The organism is Kribbella endophytica (genome assembly GCF_054781295.1).
Genome location: NZ_BAAGUR010000008.1, coordinates 86907 through 102114, shown reverse-complemented (window position 1 = coordinate 102114; position 15208 = coordinate 86907). Strand labels below are relative to the sequence as shown.

Genomic DNA, 15208 nt, shown 5'->3' with positions numbered 1-15208 from the left:
CGTCAACAGGAAAGGGATTCATGACGACGCTACGCGCGGTGGTTCTCGGGTGCTCGCTGAAGAAGTCGCCGGCACCGTCCAGTGCTGAGCTGCTCGGTCGCGAGGTACTGGCGGCGTTCGCCGACCACGACACCGACGGGGAGATGATCCGGGTCGTCGACCACGACGTGCGATTCGGAGTGTCCACCGACGAAGGTGACGGCGACGAGTGGCCGCAGCTGCGGGAGAAGATCCTTGCCGCCGACATCTTGGTGATCGCGACGCCGATCTGGCTCGGGCAGCCGTCCAGCGTGGCGAAACTCGTCCTGGAGCGGCTGGACGCCGAGCTGTCGGAGAGCGACGACCAGGGGCGGTTGCTCACCTTCGGCAAGGTCGCGGCTCTGGCCGTGGTGGGCAACGAGGACGGCGCTCACCACGTGATCGCCGAGCTGATGCAGGCCTTGAACGATGTGGGCTTCAGCGTTGCCGCCAACGCTTCGACGTACTGGGTCGGTGAAGCGGTGGGGAAGGTCGACTACAAGGACGCCGGCCCGAAGCCCGACACCACTGGCAGCTCGACAAAGACCCTTGCGGCGAACACCGCCCACCTCGCACGCCTCCTGAAGCAGAATCAGTATCCAGCCAGCTGACGCCCTACCAGTTTTCGACGGTACGGCGGGGGTACCGCGCAGACATGCCTGTAGCAATCGTGACTGGATCGGACAGTGGGATCGGACGCGCCACCGCGGTGGCGCTCGCGCAGGACGGGTTCGACGTCGGCGTGACCTGGCACAGCGATCACGAGGGCGCTGAGGCGACTGCGGAGGAGGTTCGGGCGACCGGACGGCGGGCCGAAGTACGGCAGCTGGATCTGGAGCAGCTGCCGGGCGCCGTGAGCGCGGTCGACGAGCTCATCGAGTCCCTCGGCGGCGTCGACGTACTGGTGGCCAACAGCGGCACGGGAACCAGCAAGCTCGCCGTCGACCTCGAGTACGACGAGTGGCGCAAGGTGATCAGCGTGGATCTCGACGGTGCCTTCCTGTGCCTGCAGGGGGCCGCGCGGCGGATGATCGAGCAGGGCCGCGGTGGCCGGCTGATCGCTGTGACGAGTGTGCACGAACATCAACCGCGCGTGGGTGCGGCGCCGTACGACGCGGCGAAGGGTGGTCTCGGACTGCTGATGAAAACGTTGGCGATCGAACTGGGCGAGCACGGGATCACCGCCAATTCCGTCGCGCCGGGGGAGATCGCCACGCCGATGACCGGCCAGACCGATGAGGATCCGCACGGAAAGGACCGTCCTGGTGTGCCGCTCGGCCGTCCTGGTGATGCACGGGAGATCGCTGCGGTGATCGCGTTCCTGGCCTCGCCGAAGGCGTCGTACGTCACCGGCGCGAGCATCGCTGCCGATGGTGGAATGCTGCAAATGGGACCGATGGCCGGGAGCCACCTGCAGGATTCGTCCTGGCGACGCCCGTAATCGGTGGTGCTGGCCGAAGCCCCGAGCTGTGCAAGCCCGGCACGAGCCGGCCGATGATCCGCGTCATTCTCGACACGGACCTGGCGATGAGTGCTCCCGCATCGGACGTCGACGACGGTTCGCGCTCGCACTCGCCGTTGCCAAGCCCGGGCTCAAGGTCGAACTGATCACCACGGTCGGCGGAAACAGTGACGTCGAGACGTCGACGCGGCTGACCGAGGAGTTGCTTGGACGCGAGCTTGTCGCCCGGGTGCAACTCGTGGGCGCGACAACAGCGCCTTGCCGTCCTCGGGTCCCAAGCTCTGCCCGACCTGTGCGGACTCGATGCTCGAAGCCTGACAGGGCGGGCCGGGTGGCCTCACGCGGCGGCCTGAACCGGCTCGAGCCGGGCCCGGAGATCGGCGAGGATTCTCGACAGCAGCCGCGAGACCTGCATCTGGCTGACGCCGAGTTCTCGACCGACGTCAGCCTGAGTCATGTTCTCGATGAAGCGCAGTTCGAGGATCCTTCGGTCGCGGGGTGGGAGATCGGCCACGACCGGGCCGAGCATGTCGACGCGTTCGAGTTGGCGCAGGTACGGGTCCTCGTCGTCGGCAACGATGTCGCCGAGCACCAGGTCGTCGTCGTTGACAGGCCTGTCCAGCGACAGGACGTTGAAGCATCCGCGCGCGGCCTCGGCCTGCTGGATGTCCTCCAGGTTCACACGCAGGTGGGTCGCGATCTCCTGCAGCGTCGGTTCGCGACCGAGTTCCTGCGTCAGCTCCGGCAGTGCCCGGGCGATCTTGCCTTGGAGCTCCTGGAGGGTGCGGGGGATCCGGACGGTCCAGGTGCAGTCGCGGAAGTAGCGCTTCACCTCACCGCGAATGGTCGGTACGGCGTACCCGATGAACGGGACGTCGCTGTCGGCGTCGTAACCGTTGGCGGCCTTCATGAGCCCGAGGCAGGCGACCTGTTCCAGATCATCGTCCTCGGCGCCGCGGCTCCGGAAGCGGCGGGCGATACCGCGAGCGATCTCGATGTTGAGTTCGACAGCCTGTTCGAGCAGCCGCTGCCGCTCGGTGTCGTCGTCGCATCTGGCTCTGGCTCTGAGCAGTTCGCGCGTGGCCGCGTCGCGCTGGGCTCGTTGCTCGGCCGACGAGCAGTTGACGGGAACCGATGTGATGTCGAGTCGTTCAGTGGTGAGCATGAGATGACCTCGCGATGGGCTGCATCACGGCGCGGCCTCGTCCCTGGACCGCGGTCATTGCTGTGCATCCGAGCCCGTACCCATCAATCAGCTCTTCATGTACGGCGTAATCCTGAAACGACAGACGTGGCGGCGACATGCTTCCCGGCGGTCGGCCGGTCTATACGCCGGCTCTATCACGGTCTTTCTCGGGACAGGTTTCGGCCCGAGCGCGGTTCGAGCGCGGACCGGGCTCGGCGACCCGGCGATTGTGTTGCGTCGTGACCTGCCGAGCGGGCGAAGGTCACGACGGCGGGGCAACTAGAGGCCAGTGGCATCTAGTGGCAGTTGCCGCCTGCCCAGCTGGTCGGAATTACTGAGTGTGGCGACCTGCGGCGACAGCGGTCGGCGCCGATGGCTGGTCGCTGTCGCGACCGCGCACGGAGGTCTGGCCGAGTGGACATCGTAGCCGCGGGCAACTATGCAGGTGGAGCTGCGCGGGAGAGACTGAGGTCATGGTCGCGTGGGCGGCGGATCTGACGGGCCCGGTCGGGCTCGAGCTGGCCCATGCGGTCGAGCAGCTGCCTGGCGAAGACGGAGTGCCGGGCGGGGCGCGGTTCGAGTTGAAGTGGGACGGGTTCCTTCACTGAACTAGTCAAGCCGCCGGCGCAGCGCACCGGTCACGCTGCCGACGCCGGTGGTCCGCAGCCGGTCCAGCGTCTGAGGAGTTGCGACGCCGACAGTACCGTTTGGTGGTCGCGATCGACTCGTGCCCGCACCACTTCTGCACCGTTGCGGGGTCCACACCTCGAGCCAGCCAGACACACGCGGCGGTGTGCCGCAGGAAGTGCGAGCGTGGGTCCGCACTCGGAGTGCCGAGACCGGGCGCATCACGTCGTCGATCAGCGGGCCATGTCTGCAAGCCAGAATGTTGGATGAGCCCAGGCTCGAACAGGGCATGCGGGTACTGGAGGTCGGGTCCGGCTGTTGTCAGCCGAGCTGCTCAACCGCGCTTTGAAGTGGCGTCGTTCGCAAGCTGCCACATTTCGTAGTTCCCGCATTCTGCCGTGATCTCAGCCGTCGCCTGAGCCGCGGCGAAGAAGTCGTCGGCCAGCGGCGAGGTGCGCGACGCCGCCATCGCGACGAATACCTGGTCGGGTGCCAGGTCCGGGACGGGAACGTAGCTGATGTCCGGCCGTGAGAAGAACACGGTCTCCGAGCGCCCCACGAACGAGATGCCACGGCCGGCCGCGACGTGCTCAAGCTTCTCCTCCACGCCGCGTACCCGGAGTCCGGAGTCGGGGTGTGGGCGCCTGGTGGGCTGCGTGCTCGGGTCGGCGTGCCAGATCAGCGGCTCACCGGCCAGGTCGGCCTCGGTGACCTCATCCTTGCCGGCTAGCCGGTGGCCCGTGGGCATCGCCACCATGAGGGGCTCGGTGTAGAGCGGAGTCAGGCGCAGGCCGGCCTCCTCGATGGGCAGCCGCACAAGAGCGACGTCGACGCGGCCGTCGAGCAGCATCGGGGCCTGGTCGTCCCATTCCATGCGCTGCACGTCCACGACCACATCCGGATGCTGGACCTCGAACACCCGCGTCGCCGGGATGACCGGGATGCCGACCCGAAAGCCGACCACCAGCCGCTGGTCGCCGCGCTCTGCCACGGACACCCGGCGCCGGACCGCGTGCGCGGAGGCGAGCAGCGGACCGGCGTCGTCCAGCAACTGCCGGCCCGAGTCAGTCAGCGTGACGCCGTGGCTGTCCCTGGTGAACAGGGAAGCGCCGAGATCCTGTTCCAGCGCGCGGATCTGCCGGCTGAGCGCCGGCTGCGCGATGTGCAGGTCATCGGCGGCGCGGCCGAAGTGCAGCCTGTCGGCGACGGCGACGAAGTAGCGCAGCTTGCGCAGGTCCAGATCCATTGGGCCTCCCCAGTCCGGCAATGCCTCGAAGGTATCACCACGGCTGAAACAGGTCTTGGACACCCGCTCAGGCCGGTGGCATTGTTTATCAGGCCGGGAGAATTCGTTACAAGAATTTGGGATCGGTATTTGATAGCAGGGCCCAACACCAGGATGAGCACATCAAAATTCGGGCTTTTCCGTTTTCGTTTCGGAGACCCATCAATTCAAAGGAGTGACCGTGGGAAAGCTCGATGGCAAGGTCGCGGTGATCACCGGCGGATCTACCGGGCTGGCGCTGGCCGGGGCCAAGCTGTTCGTCGAGGAGGGCGCGTATGTCTTCATTCAGGCGCGGCGGCAGGAAGCGCTGGACGATGCCGTCAAGTTGATCGGCCGCAACGTCACCGCCGTTCAGGGTGACGCGTCCGATCTCGACGACCTGGACCGTTTGTACGACACCGTGAAGCGGGAAAAGGGCTCGATCGACGTGCTGTGGGCCAGCGCCGGGATGGGCGAACCCGGTGTCCTCGGCGAGATCACCGAGGGACAGTTCGAACGGGCCTTCTCGCTCAACGCGCGCGGCACCCTGTTCACCGTGCAGAAGGCTCTGCCGCTGATCAACGACAACGGCTCGATCATCATGACCGGTTCCAACGCGTCTCTCGGAGCCTTCCCGGGATGGAGCCTTTACGCGGGAAGCAAAGCCGTTCAGCAGGCCTGGGCCCGTGTCTGGCTCAACGAGCTGCGCGACCGCAAGATCCGGGTCAACGTTCTGACCCCCGGCCAAGTCGGCACCGCCAAGCAGGAAGAGCTGTTCGACGAGGCAACGAGGGCCGCATTCGAGTCCCTCATCCCCCGCGGAACGATGGGCCGTCCCGAAGAAATCGCCACCATCGCCCTGTTCCTCGCCTCCAACGACTCCAGCTACGTCAACGGTCTGGAACTGGTCGCCGACGGCGGCACGACCGCCATCTGAACCACGCATCGGATCCACCCACGAACGAGTCAGACAGGCGCCCGGAGAACGGGCGCCTCGAGAACAGGAAAAGAGCACAGCTCATGAGCAGCATCACGTTCATCGGTGCGGGGAACATGGCCCGCACGATCGGCACGATCGCAGTGGCGGGCGGCAACACCGTCGAGATCATGGCACGCGATCAGTCCAAGGCCGATGACCTGGCCAAGATTCTGGGCGGCGGCACCACGGCAGGTCAGTGGGGTGCCGTCCCGGCCGGGGACATCGTCATCACGGCCGTGTTGTACGCCGGTGTCGTTCCGGCCGTCGCCGAGTACGGAGACGCCCTCGCGGGCAAGATCATCGTCGACATCAGCAACCCGTTCAACGCCGCGTTCGACGGTCTGGCCCACAGCGAGCCGATCTCAATCGCGCAGGAGGTCGCCAAGGTGGCCCCGGCCAGCGCCATGGTGTTCAAGGCCTTCAACACCATCTTCCGTAGCGTCCTGGCGGAGGGCCGGCCCGACGTCTTCTTCGCCGGCGACAACCCGCAGGCCACGGCGGACGTGGCGGCGTTCATCAAGAGCCTCGGACTGCGCCCGCTGCACGTCGGCGGGCTGAAGATGGCCCACTGGCTGGAAGGGATGGGCGTGGTCACGGTAGGCCTCGCTGGCAACGGAGTTGGCCACGGGAACTTCGCCCTCGGCGTCAACGAAGTCAACGGCTGAGCAGTCGGCGAACAGAATGCCGTGCGCTCTGACGGGTTCCACCGATTCGCAGATGTCGGAAATCAATAGTGGCGAAAATTTCGCCGGAGGAGGCTCATCGCAATGCGGCTCGGTTTCATGATTCCCGTTGTCGGGCCCTCCGTCAGTGACGCCTCCGCCCTGAGCGCTTTCGTCCGCGGACTCGAGGACCTTGGCTACGACGCCCTGTGGATCGGCGATCGCCTGGTCACGCCGGTTGATGTGGGCAGCAACTATCTGGCCCTAGGGCCGCAGATGGCCCGCTCCTTCGACCCGGTGCTGCTGTTGACCGTCGCCGCGGCGGCGACGAGCCGGATGCGCCTGAACACCAGCACGCTCAGCACGTTTTACTACGAGCCGCCGCACCTGGCCCGGCAGCTGACCACGCTCGACGTGCTCAGCGACGGCCGCCTCGGTGTTGGGGTCGGGCTGGGCTGGATGAAGCAGGAGTACGACGTGGCCCGCAACGCGGACTGGCACCGGCGCGGCAAGCTGCTCGATGACATGCTGGAGTTCCTGCACGCGTGGTGGACAACCAGTCCCGTGTCCTGGGACAGCGAGTTCTTCACCATGCCACCGGTCCACGCCGGCCTTCGTCCGGTCCAAGTGGGCGGGCCACCCATCTGGATCGGCGGTGCCAGCGAGGCCGCGATGCGCAGAGTCGGCCGCAGCGGGGTCGGCTGGCTCGGGGTCGAAGGGCCGGCGCCCACCGCGTCGATCAGCAGTCAGGACGAGGGCGCCGGCCGACTGTGGTCGATCGCGCGTCGAGCGGCGGAGGACGCCGGCCGCGATCCCAACGCACTGAAGACGGCCATGCGGATCAACCTCGAGCCGGGCACGTCCGTCGACTCGGTCGCGGACCAGCTGAAGCGCTACGCCGACTCCGGTGTTGATGAGGCGTACTTCGATGCCTTCGCAATGTTCACCAGCCTTGACCAGCTGCTCGACTTCGCCGGCCAGGTGATCGAACGTACCGGCCGGCTGTGACCACCGAGGCAACGGCCACCGAAGAAACGACCACCCAAGAAAGAGAGCACTCAACATGAGTAGCATCAGTTTCATCGGCCTCGGGGGCATGGCCCACGCCATCGCCGCACGCGCGGTCTCGGGCGGTAACTCCGTCGAGCTCATCGGCCGCGACCCGGCCAAGGCGAAGGGCCTGGCCGCCGAACTCGGCGCCGGGGCAACGGCGGCGACCTTCGGCACCGTCCCTGTGGGCGACATCGTCGTCCTCGCCGTGCCTTACACCAGCGCCGTACCGGTTATTACGCAGTACGGGGAAGCGCTGGCCGGCAAGGTCATCATCGACATCTCCAACACCTTCAACGCCGACGCCACCGGGCTGCTCACTCCTGAGGGCATGTCCGGTGCGCAGGAGGTCGCCAAGGCGGCCCCGGCGAGCGCGCACGTCGTGAAGGCGTTCAACACCGTCTTCGGCCACGTCCTCGTCCAGGAGGGTCAGTTGGACGTGCTCTTCGCCGGAGATGACGCGGCGGCCAAGGCGAGCGTGTCGGCGTTCATCGAGAGCCTCGGACTGCGTCCCCTCGACGTCGGCGGCCTGGAGATGGCTCGCTGGCTGGAAGGGGTCGGGCCGCTGCTGATGGGCCTGGCACGCAACGGCGCGGGCACTTTCGACGTCGCCCTCCGCGTCGACTTCCCCGCCTGAGCGCACCCCACACCACCAATTCTTCTGACGCATCACTCATAAGGAGCAGTAGCGTGCGCGTCTTCGTCACTGGCGGGACCGGCCATTCCGGTTCGTTCATCATTCCCGAGCTCGTCGCCGCCGGGCACGAGGTGACCGGCCTGGCACGGTCGGACACGGCGGCCACGGTGCTGTCCGCGCTCGGCGCGAAGGTCCGCCGCGGCGACCTCCAGGACCTCGACGGGCTCAAGGAGGCGGCCGCGGATTCCGACGGCGTCATTCACGTCGCGCACCGGCAGGACCTGCTGCCGTCCGGCGGGATCGATGCCGTGGCCGCCGCGGAGCTTCCGATCATGCTCGCGTACGGCGAGGCGCTCGCGGGAACAGGGAAGCCGTTGGTCGCGGCGGGGAGCATCGGCTCGCCCGGCAACGGGCGGGACCTGGGCCGGCCGGCCACCGAGGACGACCCGGCCCTTCCCGTCGGCGACGAGCACAAGGGCACTCTGCGGGCTCGTAACGTCGTGGAGACCGCCGTCATCGGCCTCGCCGAGCGGGGAGTGCGGTCCTCGGTCGTGCGCATTGCCAACATCGCGCACGACACGACCGATCGGGCCGGTTTCCTGCCCACGCTGATCGCGCTGGCGAAGGACAAGGGCTTCGCGGGCTACCCCGGAGACGGCACGAACCTGTGGAACGCCGTACACGCCCGCGACCTCGCTTCCTTGTTCCGCCTGGCGCTGGAGAAGGGCCCGGCCGGCAAGTACTGGCACGCGGTTGAGGACGGGGGCATCCCGTTCCGCGAGATCGCCGAGGCCATCGGCAGCCGCCTGAACCTGCCCGCCGTGAGCGTGCCCCTGGACGAACTGATGCTGCCGGGATACTTCGGGTTCCTCGCGAACGTGGTCAATCAGAGCTACCCGACGTCCAACCTCGTCACCCGCCGGACCCTCGGCTGGGCACCCGCTCAGCCCAGCCTGCTCGCCGATCTGGACAACGGCCACTACTTCCCGTCAGCTGACGTACCCGCCATCTGAGGGCAGAGACCTCATTGCGGCGGCACGATCGCGCCGCTCGCCCTCACGGCCTTCCCCGACGTGCCCGCCGCTCCACCGGCGGGAAAGACGGTCGTCGACACATGCAATGACGGCCCCGATCGTGACGGGCACATTGCCGAGCTCGACAGCTTCTCGCTCACCTCGAGCGGACTGCTGCTCCGGCACATCTCACAAAGGAGTCATCGTGCGTCTGGTATGGCAGCTCTTGGCGGTTGCGGCAGTCTGGATCCTTGGCAATCTGGGCACGGCCGCGGTGAAGGACACTCCCTGGTTGGCGCTCGTCGCCGGCCTGCTGACGGCCGTCGTCGCGGTCCTGGTCTATGGCTGGGTGGTACGGCGAACCGAGCACCGGGACCCCGTCGAGGTGTCGCGGAAGGGATCAGGTGCCGCAGTCGGCCGGGGCACGCTGCTCGGCGTCGCGCTGTTCGGGGCGGTCATCGCGAACATCGCCGCCTTCGGTGACTACACGATCAACGGCCTGGGCGCGCCGGCGAGCGCCGTCGCCCTGCTCGGTATCATGGTGGGTGCGGCCGTGACCGAGGAACTGGTCTTCCGCGGTGCCCTGTTCCGGAACGTCGAGCGCTGGACCGGAACCTGGATCGCGCTCGCGCTGACCGGCTCGCTGTTCGGCCTGCTCCACCTGGCCAACGCGAACGCCACCCTGTTGGGTGCCATCGCTATCGCCATCGAGGCAGGCGGGATGCTGACCGCCGCGTACATCGCCACTCGCAAGCTGTGGGTGCCGATCGGTCTGCACTTCGGCTGGAACATCGCCGCGAGCGCCATCTTCAGCACAGAGGTGTCCGGCAGCAACACCGCCCAGGGCCTGCTGGACGCGACGATGTCAGGTCCCACGCTGGTCACGGGCGGCGACTTCGGACCGGAGGCCAGTATCTTCGCGGTGGTGTTCGGCGTCGTGGCCACCGGCGTGTTCATGTGGCTGGCCTACCGGCGTGGTCACGTGGTCCCCGTCCGTCGCCCCGCCCGGGCGGACGTGGCCGACAATCTCTCCCGCTGACCAAACCTCCTCACCGATCTGGACAACGGCCACTACTTCTCCGCCGGCTGACGGCAGAAAGCCCATCGCACGTCAGTCCGGTACGGCCGGGACGACGCTCTTCTGGAGGGACGCTCAGAACATGACAACTGTGGGATTCATCGGAAGCGGATCCATCGGCAGCACCATCGCGCGGCTTGCCGTCGAGGCCGGCCACCAGGTTGTGCTCAGCAACTCGCGCGGCCCCGAGACACTCACGCACACGGTCGCGGAGCTGGGGCCGCGGGCGACCGCGGCGACGAGCGGGGAGGCCGCGGCGGCCGGTGACATCGTCGTGGTCACGGTTCCGGTCACCGCGTTCCCCGACGTGCCCGCGGCGCCGCTGGTGGGGAAGACGGTCATCGACACGTGCAACTACGGCCCCGAGCGTGATGGGCACATCCCCGAGCTCGACGGCACGTCGCTCACCTCGAGCGAGCTGCTACTGCGGTACATCCCTGACGCCGGGCTCGTGAAAGCGTTCAACACCATCTATTTCAAGCACCTGCTGTCCCTCGCCCGCCCGGCGGGGGCGGCCGATCGCTCGTACCTACCGATCGCCGGGGACTCCGCGCAGGCGAAGGCGGCGGTGACCGAGTTCATCGCATCCATCGGGTACAGCGTGGTGGACGCGGGACCGCTGGCCGACAGCTGGCGGCAGGCGACGGGCACACCTGTGTGGGGAACCCCGTACGGGCCGCCCTCGAACGAGAAGGGCCAGCCGGCCGACGCGGACGCCATCCGCGCGGCATTGGCCGCCGCAACCCGATAACCGCAAGCTGGCGCAAGCCGCGTGAGCACGACCAGGAGAGGCCCATGATCGACCACCCGCCGCTGATCGCGGTGACCGACGCAGAACTCGAAGACCTGCGCGCGCGGCTACGGGCCACCCGGTGGCCCACCCGGTGGCCCGTTGATGGCTGGGAAGCGGGGGCCGACAGCACTGAGGTTCGCCGCCTGGCGGAGTACTGGGCCACAGGCTATGACTGGCGCACCCACGAGGCGCGGATCAACGCTCTGCCGCACCACACGGCCGCCATCGGCGGCACGCCCGTCCATTACCTCCGGTTCGACGGCGAGCGGCCCGGCGCCCTGCCGATCATCCTGACCCACGGCTGGCCGAGCACCTTCCTGGAGCTCACCGACCTCGCCCGGCGTCTCGCGGAGCCGTCGAAGCACGGCGGCGACTCGTCCGACGCGTTCACGGTTGTCGTCCCGTCGCTGCCCGGCTACGCGTTCTCGCCGCAACGACCGGCCCTCCCGCCGACGCTCCAGACTCACGAGATCTGGCACCGGCTCATGCGGGACGAGCTCGGCTTCGACCGGTACGCCGCCCACGGCGGCGACCTGGGCGCCGGGATCACCTCACGTCTGGGTGAGGCCTATCCGGAGTCGCTGGCCGGCATCCACCTGCTCGCCGTCGCCGCCCCTCCGCAGTACGACGCTGCCAGCCTCACCCTGGACGAACAGGCCTACCTCGACCAGGTCGCCACCTGGAGTGCCGAGGAGGGCGGCTACCAGCATCAGCAGAACACCCGCCCGCTCACCCTGGCCCACGCTCTGTCCGACTCTCCGACAGGCCTGCTGGCCTGGATCGTCGAGAAATACCGAGCCTGGAGCGACTCGGGCGGCGACCTGTCGTCCCGGTTCACCGACGACTTCGTCCTCACCCAGGCGTCCCTGTACTGGTTCACGGGCACGATCTCGACGTCGTTCCGGCCCTACTACGAGTACGCCCGCGGCCTGACCCGGCGCGTCGAAAAGGTCGAAGTGCCTACCGCCCTCGCCGTCTTCCCCGCCGACCTCACCCAGCCCCCGCGCTCCTGGGCCGAACGCACCTACAACATCACCCGGTACACGTCGATGGCACGCGGCGGACACTTCGCCGCCCACGAAGAGCCCGAACTGCTCGCCGACGACATCACCGAGTTCTTCCGCCAACTGCGCTGATGCAATGAAGAGTTGCGCTGTGCTTCGAAGCTCAGGAGAAGAAGGCAATGACCGCACCGATGCGCTCGACCTCGACCCTCGTCCGCCCGTTCACCGTCTCGATCCCGGATTCGGAGCTCGCCGACCTGTTGCAGCGACTGGCCAGAACTCGATGGCCGGATCCGGAAACGGTGGGCGACTGGTCGCAAGGGGTTCGTGTGGAGAACGCCAAATCTCTGGTCGACTACTGGGAGCGCGGCTACGACTGGCGGCGCTTCGAGTCCGAGCTCAATCGCTTTCCCCAGTTCCTGACCGAGATCGATGGGCTGGACATCCACTTCATCCATGTCAGGTCCAAGAATCCCGACGCGATGCCGCTGATACTCACGCACGGATGGCCGGGCTCGATCGTCGAGTTCCTGAAGCTGATCGGCCCGTTGACCGATCCGGTTTCGTTCGGAGGAGACGCCGCCGATTCATTCGACGTCGTCGTCCCGTCGCTCCCCGGGTTCGGCTTCTCCCAGAAGCCCACAGAGACCGGGTGGACCGTTCCGCGCATCGCAAGCGCCTGGCTGGAGCTGATGAAGCGTCTCGGCTACACGAGATGGGTCGCGCAAGGCGGCGATTGGGGTGCGGTCGTCACCACCGCCCTCGGGGCCATGCAACCTGAGGGGCTTCTCGGAATTCATCTGAACACCCAGTACGCCTTTCCCGCGCAGATACCCGACGCCTTGTCGCCCGAGCAGCGCTACGCCGTGGAGACCCTCGCCCTCTACACCGGCGAACTCGGCGGGTCGAACCACCTTCAGGGCACGAAGCCGGAGACTGTCGGGTTCGCCCTGGCGGACTCTCCCGCTGGTCAGGCAGCCTGGATCTACGAGAAGTTCCAGTCCAAGACCGACAACCACGGGCTCCCCGAGGACGCCCTCAGCATGGACGACATGCTCGACGCGATATCCCTCTACTGGTTCACCAACAGCGCAGCGTCGTCCGGTCGCATCTACTGGGAGAACAGATCGGGCACTCTGGCCGGCCCGAAGCTGGCGCTTCCGGTCGCGGTGACCGTCTTCCCCAAGGACATCCCGCGCCTGCCACGAAGCTGGATCGAAGACACCTACAGCAATCTGATCCACTACGGCGAGGCCAACAAGGGGGGGCACTTCGCGGCCTTGGAACAGCCCGAGATCCTGATCAGCGAAATCCGCAGCGGCCTGCGCACCCTACGTGCTCAGGCCCGAGAGGTGGAGGAATGAGCGACGCAGATCGTTTGATGGACGGCGCGGAGCGGTTCGAGGCGGACGCGGTCGCGCGCAGACTCGACGTTGTGATCGTCGAGCACCTGGAGGCGCAGAGTCTCGCACAGGTAGCCGAACTGCTCAGCATCGAGCCGGGCGACATCGTGAAGTCGCTTGTCGTGAAGCGGCACGATGGAAGCTTCCTGTTTGCGCTGATCCCCGGCGGCCGCCAGATCTCATGGCCGAAGCTCCGCGCGGCGGTGGGCGTCAACAAACTGCGGATATCCGACGATGGAATGACCCTCGACGCGACGGGCTACCGGCACAGCGTCACGCCGATCGGGTCGACCACGGCCTGGCCGGTCGTCGCCGACGAGCGAATAGTCGGCCGCCGTATCGCCGTGGGCACGGGGACGGGCGGGCGCGTCGCCTTCGTCGACGCGGACGCCCTGGTCGCCGCCTACGGCGCGACTGTCACCGACATCAGCGCTGAGGAATCGCCTCACTGACCTCCACGCCCGGTCTCGGATTCCGGTACGTTCCTTCAGAAGGTCTGCAGGTGGCTTCCACCACCACCACCACTGCCCGTCAGCATCAAACGCTCGGGCTTCCAGGGCGCGCACGCCTGAGCGCCTGCGACAAACGGCGAGGCTCCGCAGACATGACGTCCGCGGACCGCTCCGAATGCTGCAGGAATCGGTCGGTCACACTGGCGTGCGAGCAACAGGTCTGGGCGGGGTGTTCGAAGTGGCCGACGGCCACGGATCGGGCAGACGCGGCTCGCAGACCGGGCCGAGGGTAGCTGCGCAGCGTCGCCACCGAGCAATCCGACGCCGCGATATCCCGCAGGGGCTCCGAGGCCACCAGGTGCTCACCGTCGGGAAACAGCACCGCCACGGCAGCCCCTGCTTGAACCTCACCACGCGACCCAGCGCGACATCTGACACCGGCATACCCTCTCCAGCCGCGCACCGACAGCGCCAATCGCCGCCTGCGAAGAGTTCAGTCAACTAGCCGCGTCGGCGCGGTGTGCCGGGCCGGCGAGGTGCGGTTGTGGTCGCGCAACGGCAAGGACTTCACCGCGAAGTTTCCCGACATCCAGGCGGCGCCGGCTGACCAGGTCGGCACCGACTGTGTGCTGGATGGCGAGCTGGTGGTGTGGACCGGGGAGCGGATGGACTTCGACGCGCTGCAGGCGCGGATGGTGAACACTGCCGCGACGGTACGGCGGCGCCTCGTATCGGCCCAGCCTGCGTCGTTGGTGGTGTTCGACCTACTCGCTGTCGGCAGCGTCGATGTGCGGCCGATGCGGTGGACGGCCCGCCGTAACCGGCTCGAAGCTCTCGCGAGGGCGTGGCGGCCTCCGCTGCAGCTGTCGCCGGTGACCGACGACGTCGCTGAGGCACGCGAATGGCTGGAGGCGTTCAAGGCCTCCGGTGTCGAGGGTCTGGTGGTCAAGGGCGCGACCAGTCGGTACCAACCCGGGCGGCGGGAGTGGGTGAAGTGGAAGACGCGCGACACCGTCGAGGCGATCATCGGTGCCGTGACTGGGTCGCTGCGGCGCCCTGAGGTGCTGGTCGTCGGGCGATATCGGGGCAAGGAGCTCGAGGTAGTCGGGCGGACGGTGAAGCTGACCGACGCGCAGTCGGTCGCGATCGGGCAACTGCTGAAGCCGGCCGGGGCGCGGCATCCGTGGCCGGAGCAGATCAGCACGCACTGGGGCCGGGGCAGTAAGACCCCGATCGTGAAGGTCCGCCCGGCGGTGGTGGTCGAGGTGGCCGCCGACGCGGCGTTGCAGGCCGGCCACTACCGGCACCCGCTGCGGTTGATCCGGTATCGCCCTGACCTGGTCCCGGCGGACGTACCCGCACTTCCTGACACCGGCCCTGTGGTCAGGGCGCCGTAGGAGAGGCGACGGCGTTGACGACGTCGGCGGCGATTTCCGACAACGGTCGCTGGCCAGTGCCAAGAGGCGGTCGAACGCAGCATCGACCGTCAGGTCGTCGGTGTAGGCCAAGACGCCTTTGGCCTGTTCGATCACGACGCGATCGGACAGCGCTGTGCGCAGCTGACCGATCAAGATCTAGGT

18 protein-coding genes and 1 pseudogene are annotated in these 15208 nt (G+C 67.5%); 15 read left to right on the top strand and 4 right to left on the bottom strand.

Annotated features, from left to right (window positions below):
• Positions 1-20: 20 nt before the first annotated feature.
• Both ACYVIO_RS41800 and ACYVIO_RS41795 read left to right on the top strand, forming a co-directional pair.
• Positions 21-629, top strand: a complete 609-nt coding sequence (locus ACYVIO_RS41800; protein ID WP_460656577.1) for a flavodoxin family protein — start codon at positions 21-23, stop codon at positions 627-629.
• Between the two features lie 44 nt (positions 630-673).
• Complete coding sequence (locus ACYVIO_RS41795; RefSeq protein ID WP_460656576.1) at positions 674-1459, top strand: SDR family oxidoreductase; 786 nt, start codon at positions 674-676, stop codon at positions 1457-1459.
• A gap of 358 nt (positions 1460-1817) precedes the next feature.
• Here ACYVIO_RS41795 and ACYVIO_RS41790 read toward each other — a convergent pair whose 3' ends face one another.
• Positions 1818-2645: a SigB/SigF/SigG family RNA polymerase sigma factor gene (locus tag ACYVIO_RS41790; protein WP_460656575.1), complete on the bottom strand. Its 828-nt coding sequence runs from the start codon at positions 2643-2645 to the stop codon at positions 1818-1820.
• A gap of 494 nt (positions 2646-3139) precedes the next feature.
• Between ACYVIO_RS41790 and ACYVIO_RS41785 the strand changes: the two genes are divergently transcribed.
• Positions 3140-3274, top strand: a complete 135-nt coding sequence (locus tag ACYVIO_RS41785; protein ID WP_460656574.1) for a hypothetical protein — start codon at positions 3140-3142, stop codon at positions 3272-3274.
• Between the two features lie 5 nt (positions 3275-3279).
• Here the strand turns inward: ACYVIO_RS41785 and ACYVIO_RS41780 are convergent, their stop codons facing one another.
• Positions 3280-3546 carry a tyrosine-type recombinase/integrase gene (locus ACYVIO_RS41780; RefSeq protein WP_460656573.1) on the bottom strand — a complete coding sequence of 89 codons (267 nt, stop codon included), beginning with the start codon at positions 3544-3546 and terminating at the stop codon, positions 3280-3282.
• Here ACYVIO_RS41780 and ACYVIO_RS41775 point away from each other — a divergent pair.
• Positions 3460-3642, top strand: a complete 183-nt coding sequence (locus ACYVIO_RS41775; RefSeq protein ID WP_460656572.1) for a hypothetical protein — start codon at positions 3460-3462, stop codon at positions 3640-3642. The two genes, ACYVIO_RS41780 and ACYVIO_RS41775, sit on opposite strands and share 87 nt — an antisense overlap.
• Here the strand turns inward: ACYVIO_RS41775 and ACYVIO_RS41770 are convergent.
• Positions 3628-4539, bottom strand: a complete 912-nt coding sequence (locus ACYVIO_RS41770) for a LysR family transcriptional regulator (protein ID WP_460656571.1) — start codon at positions 4537-4539, stop codon at positions 3628-3630. The genes ACYVIO_RS41775 and ACYVIO_RS41770 overlap by 15 nt on opposite strands.
• Before the next feature lie 220 nt (positions 4540-4759).
• Between ACYVIO_RS41770 and ACYVIO_RS41765 the strand changes: the two genes are divergently transcribed.
• The 11 genes from ACYVIO_RS41765 (at position 4760) to ACYVIO_RS41715 (ending at position 15025) form a co-directional block, all read left to right on the top strand.
• Positions 4760-5494: an SDR family NAD(P)-dependent oxidoreductase gene (locus ACYVIO_RS41765; RefSeq protein WP_460656570.1), complete on the top strand. Its 735-nt coding sequence runs from the start codon at positions 4760-4762 to the stop codon at positions 5492-5494.
• Positions 5495-5577: 83 nt separating this feature from the next.
• On the top strand, positions 5578-6201 hold the full coding sequence (locus ACYVIO_RS41760) for an NADPH-dependent F420 reductase (protein WP_460656569.1): 624 nt from the start codon (positions 5578-5580) through the stop codon (positions 6199-6201).
• Between the two features lie 102 nt (positions 6202-6303).
• Complete coding sequence (locus ACYVIO_RS41755) at positions 6304-7206, top strand: TIGR03619 family F420-dependent LLM class oxidoreductase (protein ID WP_460656568.1); 903 nt, start codon at positions 6304-6306, stop codon at positions 7204-7206.
• Between the two features lie 55 nt (positions 7207-7261).
• Positions 7262-7885, top strand: coding sequence for an NADPH-dependent F420 reductase (locus tag ACYVIO_RS41750; protein ID WP_460656567.1), 624 nt, complete (start codon positions 7262-7264; stop codon positions 7883-7885).
• 53 nt (positions 7886-7938) lie between these two features.
• A complete protein-coding gene (locus ACYVIO_RS41745) occupies positions 7939-8898 on the top strand; it encodes an SDR family oxidoreductase (RefSeq protein ID WP_460656566.1) in 960 nt (319 codons plus the stop codon).
• A gap of 292 nt (positions 8899-9190) precedes the next feature.
• The gene (locus ACYVIO_RS41740; RefSeq protein WP_460656565.1) at positions 9191-9937 is read left to right on the top strand and encodes a lysostaphin resistance A-like protein; all 747 of its coding nucleotides are present in this window, start codon (positions 9191-9193) and stop codon (positions 9935-9937) included.
• Between the two features lie 121 nt (positions 9938-10058).
• On the top strand, positions 10059-10727 hold the full coding sequence (locus ACYVIO_RS41735; protein ID WP_460656564.1) for an NADPH-dependent F420 reductase: 669 nt from the start codon (positions 10059-10061) through the stop codon (positions 10725-10727).
• Positions 10728-10771: 44 nt separating this feature from the next.
• Positions 10772-11905: an epoxide hydrolase family protein gene (locus tag ACYVIO_RS41730; protein WP_460656563.1), complete on the top strand. Its 1134-nt coding sequence runs from the start codon at positions 10772-10774 to the stop codon at positions 11903-11905.
• A 47-nt stretch (positions 11906-11952) separates the two neighbouring features.
• On the top strand, positions 11953-13137 hold the full coding sequence (locus ACYVIO_RS41725) for an epoxide hydrolase family protein (RefSeq protein WP_460656562.1): 1185 nt from the start codon (positions 11953-11955) through the stop codon (positions 13135-13137).
• Positions 13134-13628 (top strand): aminoacyl-tRNA deacylase, encoded by a 495-nt coding sequence (locus ACYVIO_RS41720; RefSeq protein ID WP_460656561.1) that lies wholly within the window; start codon positions 13134-13136, stop codon positions 13626-13628. The genes ACYVIO_RS41725 and ACYVIO_RS41720 overlap by 4 nt, the downstream gene beginning before the upstream one ends.
• A gap of 518 nt (positions 13629-14146) precedes the next feature.
• The gene (locus tag ACYVIO_RS41715) at positions 14147-15025 is read left to right on the top strand and encodes an ATP-dependent DNA ligase (RefSeq protein WP_460656560.1); all 879 of its coding nucleotides are present in this window, start codon (positions 14147-14149) and stop codon (positions 15023-15025) included.
• Positions 15026-15070: 45 nt separating this feature from the next.
• On the opposite strand, the pseudogene ACYVIO_RS41710 reads toward ACYVIO_RS41715, so the two are convergent.
• A pseudogene (locus ACYVIO_RS41710) lies at positions 15071-15199 on the bottom strand (ANTAR domain-containing protein); the annotation flags it as partial.
• Positions 15200-15208 lie beyond the last annotated feature (9 nt).

What these genes read in the sequence shown, in the direction of transcription:
- ACYVIO_RS41800 (WP_460656577.1), top strand. Translation starts at nt 21, where the DNA reads ATGACGACGCTACGCGCGGTGGTTCTCGGGTGCTCGCTGAAGAAGTCG.
- ACYVIO_RS41795 (WP_460656576.1), top strand. Translation starts at nt 674, where the DNA reads ATGCCTGTAGCAATCGTGACTGGATCGGACAGTGGGATCGGACGCGCC.
- ACYVIO_RS41790 (WP_460656575.1), bottom strand. Translation starts at nt 2,645, where the DNA reads ATGCTCACCACTGAACGACTCGACATCACATCGGTTCCCGTCAACTGC.
- ACYVIO_RS41785 (WP_460656574.1), top strand. Translation starts at nt 3,140, where the DNA reads ATGGTCGCGTGGGCGGCGGATCTGACGGGCCCGGTCGGGCTCGAGCTG.
- ACYVIO_RS41770 (WP_460656571.1), bottom strand. Translation starts at nt 4,539, where the DNA reads ATGGATCTGGACCTGCGCAAGCTGCGCTACTTCGTCGCCGTCGCCGAC.
- ACYVIO_RS41760 (WP_460656569.1), top strand. Translation starts at nt 5,578, where the DNA reads ATGAGCAGCATCACGTTCATCGGTGCGGGGAACATGGCCCGCACGATC.
- ACYVIO_RS41755 (WP_460656568.1), top strand. Translation starts at nt 6,304, where the DNA reads ATGCGGCTCGGTTTCATGATTCCCGTTGTCGGGCCCTCCGTCAGTGAC.
- ACYVIO_RS41750 (WP_460656567.1), top strand. Translation starts at nt 7,262, where the DNA reads ATGAGTAGCATCAGTTTCATCGGCCTCGGGGGCATGGCCCACGCCATC.
- ACYVIO_RS41735 (WP_460656564.1), top strand. Translation starts at nt 10,059, where the DNA reads ATGACAACTGTGGGATTCATCGGAAGCGGATCCATCGGCAGCACCATC.
- ACYVIO_RS41730 (WP_460656563.1), top strand. Translation starts at nt 10,772, where the DNA reads ATGATCGACCACCCGCCGCTGATCGCGGTGACCGACGCAGAACTCGAA.
- ACYVIO_RS41725 (WP_460656562.1), top strand. Translation starts at nt 11,953, where the DNA reads ATGACCGCACCGATGCGCTCGACCTCGACCCTCGTCCGCCCGTTCACC.
- ACYVIO_RS41720 (WP_460656561.1), top strand. Translation starts at nt 13,134, where the DNA reads ATGAGCGACGCAGATCGTTTGATGGACGGCGCGGAGCGGTTCGAGGCG.